This window comes from Clostridium sp. AF15-41 (assembly GCF_003604095.1).
Taxonomy (GTDB): domain Bacteria; phylum Bacillota; class Clostridia; order Lachnospirales; family Lachnospiraceae; genus Coprococcus.
In genome coordinates this window covers 31,332-42,605 of record NZ_QTMQ01000001.1, presented here as the reverse complement: position 1 = coordinate 42,605, position 11,274 = coordinate 31,332, and the positions used below count along the sequence as shown (strand labels likewise).

General features: G+C 42.3%; 8 protein-coding genes. 6 read left to right on the top strand and 2 right to left on the bottom strand.

Annotated elements, in window-relative coordinates:
- The first annotated feature begins 85 nt into the window (after positions 1-85).
- From DWW43_RS00165 to DWW43_RS00145, 5 genes are all read left to right on the top strand, one after another.
- Positions 86-862 (top strand): hypothetical protein, encoded by a 777-nt coding sequence (locus tag DWW43_RS00165; protein WP_119962387.1) that lies wholly within the window; start codon positions 86-88, stop codon positions 860-862.
- Between the two features lie 143 nt (positions 863-1,005).
- Positions 1,006-2,433, top strand: coding sequence for a polyamine ABC transporter ATP-binding protein (potA, locus tag DWW43_RS00160; protein WP_119962386.1), 1,428 nt, complete (start codon positions 1,006-1,008; stop codon positions 2,431-2,433).
- Between the two features lie 22 nt (positions 2,434-2,455).
- Positions 2,456-3,253 carry an ABC transporter permease gene (locus tag DWW43_RS00155; RefSeq protein WP_021943440.1) on the top strand — a complete coding sequence of 266 codons (798 nt, stop codon included), beginning with the start codon at positions 2,456-2,458 and terminating at the stop codon, positions 3,251-3,253.
- Positions 3,253-4,065: an ABC transporter permease gene (locus tag DWW43_RS00150; protein ID WP_119962385.1), complete on the top strand. Its 813-nt coding sequence runs from the start codon at positions 3,253-3,255 to the stop codon at positions 4,063-4,065. Before DWW43_RS00155 ends, DWW43_RS00150 begins: the two co-directional genes overlap by 1 nt.
- Complete coding sequence (locus DWW43_RS00145) at positions 4,058-5,656, top strand: ABC transporter substrate-binding protein (protein ID WP_119962384.1); 1,599 nt, start codon at positions 4,058-4,060, stop codon at positions 5,654-5,656. Before DWW43_RS00150 ends, DWW43_RS00145 begins: the two co-directional genes overlap by 8 nt.
- A 115-nt stretch (positions 5,657-5,771) precedes the next feature.
- Here the strand turns inward: DWW43_RS00145 and DWW43_RS00140 are convergent, their stop codons facing one another.
- Both DWW43_RS00140 and DWW43_RS00135 read right to left on the bottom strand, forming a co-directional pair.
- On the bottom strand, positions 5,772-6,413 hold the full coding sequence (locus DWW43_RS00140) for an orotate phosphoribosyltransferase (RefSeq protein WP_044945666.1): 642 nt from the start codon (positions 6,411-6,413) through the stop codon (positions 5,772-5,774).
- Positions 6,414-6,454: 41 nt separating this feature from the next.
- Positions 6,455-7,525 carry a histidinol-phosphate transaminase gene (locus DWW43_RS00135; protein ID WP_008402003.1) on the bottom strand — a complete coding sequence of 357 codons (1,071 nt, stop codon included), beginning with the start codon at positions 7,523-7,525 and terminating at the stop codon, positions 6,455-6,457.
- Positions 7,526-7,683: 158 nt separating this feature from the next.
- Between DWW43_RS00135 and DWW43_RS00130 the strand changes: the two genes are divergently transcribed.
- Positions 7,684-11,250, top strand: a complete 3,567-nt coding sequence (locus DWW43_RS00130; RefSeq protein WP_119962383.1) for a DUF5717 family protein — start codon at positions 7,684-7,686, stop codon at positions 11,248-11,250.
- Positions 11,251-11,274 lie beyond the last annotated feature (24 nt).

The following is an 11,274-nucleotide window of genomic DNA, read 5'->3' as shown; positions in this document are numbered from 1 at the left end:
ATGACCTGTAAGGTAAAAATATTTTGCTGAGCATAAAAATATATGATATTGTCCAGAATATAGAAAAAGGGTGGTGGATGTGTATATGAAAAGATCGGCGAAGATTTACATGGTGCTGCTTGTCTGGATCGCAGCAGCATTGCAATTTTTTATAAATGAGAAAATGGACATTGAAGAAGTATTTGCCGAAGTGCAGGAGGCAGATGCACAGAGGCAGATCGATGCGGATGTGAGTGCATGGGGTGTGTATCAGGTGTCTCACTCTCATCTGGCGCCGACAGCAATAAAAAATCTCCTGTTAAATACGGCTGAATATTTTGGCTTAACTTCCGGTGAACTGACAATCACCGGACAGGATGATTCTATAACAACATTTCAAAGTAACGCGGAAAGTGAGTCCTGGAGGATCACTTTTCTTGTTGATTCTAATACCGGTCAGAGTTATCTGATCTTTCATACGGACAATATAGAAGCAGTTGACCGGATTCATACGTTTTATAATGATCTGAATATTGATGAGACAGTGAGCGTTGAAGCAGATCTTTCTTTGCAGACAGCAGAGAGTGTGATGCAGAAGAAGACGCATCCGGCAGAAATGAAAAAGATATCAGATACAGACTTTTCCGAGCAGCCGTCAGGGAAGGACACATTATTAGAAAAATTGCTGGCTGAGCTTCCGGTCACAGGGCTTACGCAGACTCCGGATGGCTGGTACGGGCGGCTGAATTCCAGCGTGCATCTGAGTGATCTGGCAGTGAATAAAAATGTTCGGCTTCAGGGGACGGATTACGGTTCGGTTCATCTTCAATTCGGCGATAAGACAGATCTGGTCAGGTTGTATGCGTCAGTTCTCAGACGATGAAATTTCAGATGTAAAATTTACACAAAACCTAAGAAAAATAACACGAAATATATATTAATTTTCTCCCGGATATGTTAGAATTAGTTGATTTTTGTCTAATGATAAAAATTACAAATAACTTGAAAAGGAGAGTGTATAAATAATTGGAAAACATTATTGAGTTAAAGCATATCACAAAAAATTTTGATGATAACTTTACGGCTGTGGATGACTTTAATCTGGAGGTGCAGCGTGGAGAGTTTGTAACCTTTTTAGGGCCGTCCGGTTGTGGTAAGACGACCACACTTCGAATGATAGCCGGTTTTGAGATGCCGACAGAGGGGGAGATCTTATTAAATGGTAAGGACATCAGCAAGTTACCACCAAATAAGCGCCCGATCAATACGGTATTTCAGAGATACGCATTGTTTCCACATTTAAATATTTATGACAATATTGCATTTGGCCTGAAGCTGAAAAAGCTTCCAAAGGCTGAGATTGAAAAGAAAGTAAAAAAGGCCCTTGAGATGGTAGATCTTGAGGGATTTGAAGATAGACGCGTTCAGACATTGTCCGGTGGACAGCAGCAGAGAATTGCGATCGCACGTTCACTGGTAAATGAGCCGGAGATCCTGCTGCTTGATGAGCCGCTAGGTGCGCTGGATCTGAAGATGAGAAAAGAGATGCAGCTCGAATTAAAGGGAATGCATGAGAGACTGGGAATCACCTTTATCTATGTAACCCATGATCAGGAAGAAGCGCTTACAATGTCAGATAAGATCGTTGTAATGTCAGAAGGCCGTATCCAGCAGATCGGTACGCCGGAGGATATTTACAATGAGCCGAAGAACGCATTTGTTGCCGACTTTATCGGAGAAAGCAACATTTTTAATGGAATCATGACAGACAAATTAAAGGTTCGTTTCTGCGGTGCGGAATTCGAATGTCTGGATGATGTAGAACATGGAACACAGGTGGATGTCGTAGTACGTCCGGAGGATATCCTGATCGTGCCACCGGAGCAGGGAGCAGTAAAAGGAACGGTTATCTCTGTGGTATTTAAAGGTGTTCATTATGAGATCACAGTACAGTCCGGTAAAAATGAGATCGTGATACAGTCCACAAAGTCTGCAAAGGTAGGCGACATGGTTGGACTGAATGTAGAACCGGATGGTATTCATGTTATGCCTGCGGAGAAAGCACTGAACCGCATCGAGACAGGAGTTGACAAATATTATAAGCTGGAATTCTTAGATGGTGAGCTTGAATGTGACCTGAGTAAGATCGTTCCGTCATCCCATTATGAGGATGGCGTATTGATGGATGCATCCGGGGATGTCATCGATCATGAGCGGCTTAAGGTGATCTTAACGATCAAGCCGGATGATATTACGATGAGTGATGATCAGGAGGAAGGTATCATATCCGGTCATATCATTAACCTGATCTATAAAGGAGACCACTACAGCTATGTAGTCCGTACGGAGAATGAGGAAGACTTCATTGTTCACGATGAATATCTCTGGAATATGGATGACTTTGTCAGCCTTGTGATTCCAAAGGATAAGATCCACTTTGAACTTAAGAAATAACCGAAAGCAAAAGGAGACAGAGATGAGTACATTACGTTTTTCCAGAAAACAACTGTGTGTGCCATATGCATTGTTCCTGATATGCTTTGTGGTTGCACCGCTTATAGTCATTATATATTATGCATTTACAAATGGAGAGGGGCAGTTCTCACTGGAGAACCTGACAGGATTCTTCACCAGTCCGAACACGATCGGAACCCTTGCCTACAGCTTTGCGATCGCCTGTGTATCGACGGCAGCAGCTTTGTTGCTGGCGTACCCGATCGCCTATATACTTGCCAGAAGTGAATGGAAGAAAAAGTCGATCATTGTTATGATCTTCGTTCTTCCGATGTGGATCAATTTTACGTTAAGACTGACTGCTTTAAAGGAAGTCCTGACGTTGATCGAGCATAATCTGGCATATTATCCGTTTTTGAATTCCGTGATCGGTATGGTATATGACTTTCTTCCGTTTATGATCCTGCCGATCTATACAACATTGATGAAGTTAGATAACAGTCTGTTAGAAGCAGCAAATGATCTGGGCGCAAGTTCTGTTCAGACATTTTTAAAGGTGACGCTTCCGTTATCTGTTCCGGGTATCATCAGTGGTATCGTGATGGTATTCCTTCCGTCTATGACGAACTATGTTGTATTGGATATGTTGTATAACAGCACTTATGTTATGGGTAGTCTGATAGGCAGCTATTTTGCTGCATACGATTGGCACAATGGATCCATGATCGCACTGGTGCTTCTGTTGATCATATTAATCTTTACTCTCTTTACAAATAAATATGAGGGAGAAGACAACAACAGAGGAGGTGCATTGTTATAATGAAAAAAGGATTTCGGGTTGCTTTTATTATATTGATGTTGGTGATCCTCTATCTGCCGATTCTGATCCTTGCAGTTTATAGTTTTACGGATTCGGCAAATATCGGAACGATACACGGATTTTCTGTTCAGAATTATATTACATTATTTACCAAGCCTGAGCTTGCAGATATGATCTGGGGTACGGTTCTTCTTGCGGTTGGCTCAGCATTAATTGCGACATTGCTTGGAACACTGGGTGCGGTCGGTGCATTTTATTCCAAGAAACTTGCATCGGGGATTGTATCTGCGATGAATCAGGTTCCGGTTGTAAATGCAGATGTTGTAACCGGTTTTTCAATCTGTATCCTGCTGATCGTAGTATTTGGTGTCAGTAAGGAATCCTATGTGCCGCTGGTAGTCGGACATGTCGTGCTGTCTGCCCCGTTTGTTTATCTGTCAGTTGTACCGAAGCTAAAGCAGATGGATGGAAGCCTGTATGAGGCAGCTATGGATCTGGGTGCATCACCATTTACCGCACTGGTAAAAGTAGTCCTTCCACAGATCCTGCCGGGGGTGATTTCAGGATTTGCACTGGCAATTACCCTGTCATTAGACGATTATTTCATTGCAAGCTATACGAAGCCTGCGACCTTTGATACGATCAGTACTTATGTCGTAAATGCGACGAAAGGATCTCAGACAGAGATCAAGACTGCTTTATGGGCGTTATCAACAGTGATCTTCGTGATCGTTATACTGATCGTTGTTGGTATGAATATGACATCAAAGGCAAAGGCGAGAGCCGGAAAGGCAGGTGGCAGATATGAATAAGAAGAAGTTATTCAAAGGATTTGCCGGCTTCTGTGCCGGACTTATGATGCTTACACCTGCGGCTTATCTGGTACATGCGGAGGCAGATAATAATGTGCAGGATCAGACAGAAGCATCTGCCATATCAGATAATACAGGAAGTGATGCAGCAAAGACAGATGCTGCCGATGTACAGAAGTCGGATGATACGATCGTGCTTCGAGTATCCAACTGGGAAGAATATATCGACCTTGGAGAATGGGATGAGGACGAAGTAATCGACCTGGAAGATGGAACCGAGATCTTCGGTGAGAATTCCATGGTGACGGATTTTGAGAACTGGTACTATGAGACATATGGTCAGAAGGTAAAGGTGGAATATTCCTGTTTTGGAACAAATGAAGACCTTTATAACATGCTTACTCTTGGTGATAAATACGATCTGGTTTGTCCATCCGACTACATGATCATGAAGCTGATGGCAGAAGAAAAAGTAGTTCCGTTTTCGGATTCGTTTTATGACACGAGTATAGAGGAAAATTATTATGCAAAGGGAGTATCTCCATATATCAGACAGACCTTTGATGAAAATGAGATCAATGGTGAGAGCTGGAGCAAATATGCAGCCGGATATATGTGGGGTGTAACCGGTATCTTATATAATCCGGAGGAGATAACGGAGGAAGAAGCAGGTACATGGAATATCTTGGATAATCCGAAGTTTGCACGTCAGGTTACGATCAAGGATAATGTGCGTGATTCTTATTTTGCGGCACTTGGTATTTTAAAGCAGGACGAACTGACATCAGAGGAATTCACAAATGCAGATACTTATCATGATGATCTGCTTCGGGTAATGAATGATGTCAGCCCGGAAACGATACAGGAAGTACAGGATCTGCTTCAGGATATGAAGGACAATGTATATTCCTTTGAGACAGACAGTGGTAAGGCAGATATGGTATCCGGCAAGGTACTTGCAAATTATCAGTGGTCCGGTGATGCGGTTTATGCGATGGATCAGGCAGAAGAAGATGATCTTTATCTTGATTTCGCCGTGCCGAAGGAATCTACTAATCTCTGGTTTGATGGCTGGGTGATGTTAAAGGATGGTATCGATGAAGATGCCAGAAAACAACAGGTAGCAGAAAGCTTTGTGAACTTTCTTTCAAGACCGGACAATGCAGTCAGAAATATGTACTACATCGGATATACTTCTGTTATTGCAGGAGGCGAAGATGATAATACAGTATTTGATTATCTGAACTGGAATTATGGTGCGGAAGATGGAGAAGAAGATACAACAGAATATCCGCTTGGTTATTTCTTCAGTGGTGATAATTCGGATCCTGATTACATCATAACAGCTCCGGAGGAGCAGACAAGACGTCAGCTCTATGCCCAGTATCCGGACGAAGCGGCGATCGAGCGAAGTGCGATCATGCAGTACTTTGATGCAGATGCCAGCAAACGGATCAATCAGATGTGGATCAATGTCCGCTGCTATAACATTAAGGATGTAACTCCGCAGGTGTGGACAATCGTGGTGATACTGATCCTTGCGGCAGCAGGACTAATCGTACATTATAAGCGTTCTCATTATCACAGCTAAGTGGTGTGATTTCGGCGATCAGCCGGGAGTTTATAGGCGTTAACATTCTTTGATAATGATAAAAAAAGAAGCCTGGGAGAAATTTCTCCCAGACTTCTTTTTTTGAATAGTCCTATTATAATTCAGAATAACCATAGCTGTTTACAATAGCTTCAATGCGGTTTCCGGCCTGACACATTGGACACTGATCATGAGGATAAGTCTTGTAATCAGGGAGATCCTTTTCGGTAAACAGTGCATGTACCGGATAGCCGTCAACCTCTGTCGCAACAGAGAAGATAGCAGAGATACCTGCGATAGAACCACCGTAGTATTTGATACACTCCAGACTCTTTTTGATCGTTTTACCGGTTGTAGCAGATGCGATCAGAAGAAGCACATGCTTGCCTTCGATCATTGGCTGGAGGTTGTCACGGAAGATCAACTGACCGGAGCTGTGAACCTCAGGTGTAACAACGTAGATGGACTTGTGCTGGTTCATGGAAGTGATACCGTTCTGGCTTAAGGTTTCTGCCAGATAAGCACCGATCACTTCAGTACCATCCATGCAGACGATCGTATCAACGATAGTTGATGCTACATATTCGGTTCCCATGGATTTGGCAGCGGCAGCAGCCATAGTGCCTCTGACTTTCAGGGTTGTCATATCAATGTACTGGTTGATATGAGAATGGTTTGTAGCAAAGTGACCGTTCATCACTTTGATGTATAACTGATTGTTGTAAGAAGATGTTAATTTCATTGCGTCATGTTTCATATGTATGTACCACCCTTTCATTTAAATAACATATATAGTTGTTATACGATCTCTAAAATTGTATTTACGACCAGATCATTCTGTTCCGGATTCATGAAGCAGAAGCGGATATAAGAATTATCCAGTCCTGTGATATCTGCACAGCTTCTGATATACAATCCCTTACTCTGACAATGATCCACAACCGTCTGTGCGGAAATGTCTTTTTTCAGTAATTTGACCAGAATAAAATTCGCATCCGGCTTATAGAGCTTGATCGTCTTGCGGCTTGCCAGTGCAGAATAGACCAGATTCCGTTCCGTCTTCATCAGTGTCTGGGTTTTGCTTATATAAGAAGCATCCTTGAACATATCGATGCCGGCTGCCTCTGCAAGTGTATTGATCGCATAAGGAAATCCTGTGATCGACATTGTCTTTTTAAATACCGGATTTGATGTAATTGCATAGGCTAATCGAAGTCCGGGTACTGCAAAGAATTTGCTTGTATTTCTGAGAACGTAGAGATTGTCATATTCCTTAACCAGCGGAATAGCGGTGCAATCATCCTTATCCTGAACGAAATCCATATACTCCTCGTCAACGACCAGTGCAATATCATTTCCTGTACAGATCTTTGCGATGAATTCCAGAGATTCGCGGTCGATGACCTGTGATGTTGTTCCGTTTGGATTCGAGATAAATACCATATCAATGGATTCATTTAACGTAGAGATGAAATCCGCAATATCCAGTTCGTAGTTTTCTTCTTCGGATAACTGATAGTATGTGATATCACAGCCGTTCATTTTCAGGACCTTCTCATAGTTGTGTGCTCCCGGTGAAAGAAGAACAGCATGCTTTGGACTGTTGAATTCGATCAGGAGTTTGATAAATTCATATGAGCAGCTTCCGACAATGATATCGTCCGGATCCGCACCTGAATAGCCTGCGATACTTTCCTTTAATCTTGTATATGAGCCATCCGGGTAACGCTTCAGATCTTCGATGCTGTTAAGAATGACATTTTTGACAGAATCCGGAACCCCGAGCGGATTCATGTTCAGGTCAAATCTTACAGATTCATTCTGGGAGAGCAGATTGCTTCCAGAAAGATGTGATGTACTTTTTCCCATAAAAAATTCCTCTTTTTCCATATATAATGTTTCAAAAAACTATTTATTTTGCTATAATCAAAATATATGTTTTTATATAATTATACCGATTCGGGGATTTAATTACAAGAAAAATACATGAGTTTTAATAAAATGATTACGAAAGCAAGGAGAACCAGATGAAAGGGATCGTAGAACAGTACGCCAGAGGAGAATTCAATGTAGAAAGACCGGATATTGATATTTCCATTGCAAAGCTGGAACTGGCTGTGGAAGCCGGCTCCGTATTTCAGGGAACCTTTAAGGTGGTATCAAAAAATGATGTGCCGATCAAATTGATGGTATATGACAGCAGATACCTGTTCGATTTCAAGAGTCATACATTTGTAGGCAGACGGAATACGGTTGCCTTTTCTTTTGATGCCCGCGGAATCGAAGAAGGCAAGAGCTTCAAAGGACATATCAACATCATAACGGATGGCGGCGAATATAAGATCCCATACAGCGTGGAGGTTGTACCGCCTTATGTTCTGGTCGAAGACAAACGGATCGAGGATCTGTTTCAGTTCGCGACCTTTGCAGAGGAGCACTGGGATGTAGCAGTCCAGATCTTTGACAGCCCGGAATTCGTGCGTACCTTTTTAGGGGATGATGCGATCATAAAGGGTGTCTATGAGAGCCTGAAGAAATCGTTATCCATCAATCAGGCGATGGAAGAATTCCTTGTATATACTCATAAGAAACGTGTGCTCACCCTGACAGCAAAGCAGCGTGAGTTATTGATCGAGATGCCGGACGAGCTGGTTCGTGCAACGATCTCCGTAAATAAGAATACCTGGGGTTATACCCATACCTATATTACATCAGACAGCGATTTCCTGATCCCGGAAGCAACCAGGATCACAGGTCAGGATTTCACCGGAAATAATTATGAACTGAACTTCCTGATCGATCCGACGAAGATCCCGGAAGGAGTATCGGCAGGTTATATCCATTTTAATAATACCCTGCAGAATATCAGCGTGAAAGTCAGCATCAAGAAGCCGGAGGTTCAGCGAACCGAGCCGAAGAACCGTCATGTGAATTTCATGATCAAGAAAGGCCATGAGGCACTGGCAAAAGCATACATTGATTTCCGTACGGATAAGATGGCACTTGCTGATTACACGAAACGTTCGACAGAGGCACTGGAAACACTGGTCAAATACAGACCGGAGGATAATATCTACCGTTTGGGTCTGCTTCATATGAAGCTGTTAGAGGGCAAGACAGAATATGTAAAACAGGAATTTGTCCGTATCGATGCAGATGCCGATCTGAACGAGGCAGGCAGCATGGAGAAGTGTTATTACAGTTATCTGAAAGCACTTCTGACAAAGGATAAGGATATGATCGACAGCACGGCAAGACTTGTCCGCGGACGACTGGAACAGGAGAAGGACAAGCTGTTTTATTTCTGGCTGCTGTTATTTGTGGACTACAGTTATACAGAGGATAAATGGAATCTCTATGAGGATATCCGGAAATTATATAATGAGGGTGTAAACAGCCCGGTTATTTACTTTGAAATATGTGATATGTTCAATAAGCAGCCGCTTATGATGAAACGGATCGCACCGCTTGAGATCTCAGCTATCCGATGGGGTATGCGGCATGAGTTTGTATCCGAAGATGTCATTATGGAATTCGTAAAGACGGCTGCAAGAATGAAGCTCTTTGATATTCACGCATTCAAGATGCTGGAGAATATCTATGCAGCAAAGCATGATCGTATGACACTGGATACGATATGTGAAATTCTTCTCAGATTTAAAAAATGTGATAAAGAGTATCATGTATATTATCAGGATGCGGCAAATGCAGGAATTAAATATGTTGGTTTGTATGAGGGCTTCTTAAAGAGCATGGATAAGAAGACGTATCAGCCGATACCGGAATCCATTCTCCGTTATTTCAATTACAAGAATACGTTAGATGATGAAGAGCTGGCGTATCTCTATGCAAATGTCATCATGAATAAGGCACAGAATATGAATGTGTTCCATGAGTATATTCCGGCGATCGAGAACTTCATGGAGAAGAAGATCATCGACGGAGAAGTGAGTGATGATCTGACGGTTATCTATGAAGAATTTCTGGAGCCGGAGAGCGTGAAGCCGGAATTTGCATCAAAGTTAATTAATATCATATTCAAGCAGAAGCTGACCTGTCGGAATAAGAATATTGTATCAGTGGTTGTAACACATGAGGAACTGGAAAAGAGTGAACAGGTGGATGTGATTGATGGAGAAGCTTATGTAGAGATCGTGTCAGAATCCGCTATCATTACATTACTTGACAGTCGGGGCTGCAGATATATCAATACGGTACCATACCGGCTTGAGCCGGTTGTCGGAGAAGAAAATTATCTGGATATCTGTAAAGAGTATAATCCGAAGGATTACCGCCTGTTATTATTTGAGTATAACGATATAGACAGCTTTTCATATAAGGATGCATCCGAGATCAATCTGGCGCGTGATATCTCTAACTGCCCGAATATCAGTTATCTGATCCGGCAGAGAGCACTCCGCCATATGGTTGAGTATTATCATGAGAATTATGATACGGATATTTTATATAAATATCTGTCACGAATTGATCTGGATTATGTGGAAGTAGAGGACGCTTCCCGGATCATTACATATTACATTTCTTTACGGATGTATGAGCAGGCATTTAACGGAATCCATCGGTTTGGATATGTAGATGTGGATGTGGATGAACTGATACGGATCGCGGAATTCGGAATATCCGATAAGCGCTATGATGATGACAGGACGTTATTATCCATTTGTGTATATCTGTACCGGAGGGGGTATGCGACACAGAAGGTTCTGGCATTCCTGATCAATAACTATAATGGCTCGTTAGAGGAAATGGCAGAGCTGTTTAAGGCAGTTAACACAAATTATCGTGATATTGATATGCTTGCAGAGAATATCTTGGCACAGATGATGTTTGCAGATGCTTATACAGAGGCAATCTTTGATATCTTTGCGCTTTATTACGCAGGTAGAAGCAGGGGCATGGTAGTCAAGGCATTTTTACGGTTCTGTGCATACCAGTATATTATCAAGGATCTGAAGATTCCTGCGGATATCATGGAATGTCTGTATAAAGAGGTGGAGAAGAAGAACATTACAGATGAGATTTCAGAGATGGCGCTGCTCTCTTATTTTGCAGGTTGCGGTGGACGGTTCTCGGCAGAACAGAAGGAATGGATCCGGAATACAGTTCGTCATTTTATAGACAGCAGTAAGATCCTGCCGTTCTTTAAAGAATTTGCATCCTTTGTAACGTTGCCGGATGATATGAAGTTTAAGACCTATCTGATCTTTAAGGGCGAGAGCGGCAGACAGATCTGGGTAAGCTACAGCTTCGGACAGGAAAGCAACAGTATGGCACATTACAAATCGGAGCGAATGAATGAGATCATACCGGGAATCTATATCAAGGAATTTGTTGTGTTCCACGGAGAGACGCTGTTATATTCCATTGATGGTGCGGAGAGTGGTAATTCATCCATCGTTGAGAGTGATATTTTAAAGAATACAGCATGTCATAAGAAGAACAGTAATCGATTTGAGCTGATCAACAGTATGCTGATCAGTCAGGAGACAAGAAATGATCAGGAGCTGATCCAGGCGATGGATACCTATCTGAATAACACACATTTCTTTGAGGAGAATCTGATATTGTTATAAGACAGCAGAAACAGGAGGAGATAA

What these genes read in the sequence shown, in the direction of transcription:
- DWW43_RS00165 (WP_119962387.1), top strand. Translation starts at nt 86, where the DNA reads ATGAAAAGATCGGCGAAGATTTACATGGTGCTGCTTGTCTGGATCGCA.
- DWW43_RS00135 (WP_008402003.1), bottom strand. Translation starts at nt 7,525, where the DNA reads ATGGGAAAAAGTACATCACATCTTTCTGGAAGCAATCTGCTCTCCCAG.
- DWW43_RS00130 (WP_119962383.1), top strand. Translation starts at nt 7,684, where the DNA reads ATGAAAGGGATCGTAGAACAGTACGCCAGAGGAGAATTCAATGTAGAA.
- DWW43_RS00140 (WP_044945666.1), bottom strand. Translation starts at nt 6,413, where the DNA reads ATGAAACATGACGCAATGAAATTAACATCTTCTTACAACAATCAGTTA.
- DWW43_RS00150 (WP_119962385.1), top strand. Translation starts at nt 3,253, where the DNA reads ATGAAAAAAGGATTTCGGGTTGCTTTTATTATATTGATGTTGGTGATC.
- DWW43_RS00145 (WP_119962384.1), top strand. Translation starts at nt 4,058, where the DNA reads ATGAATAAGAAGAAGTTATTCAAAGGATTTGCCGGCTTCTGTGCCGGA.
- DWW43_RS00155 (WP_021943440.1), top strand. Translation starts at nt 2,456, where the DNA reads ATGAGTACATTACGTTTTTCCAGAAAACAACTGTGTGTGCCATATGCA.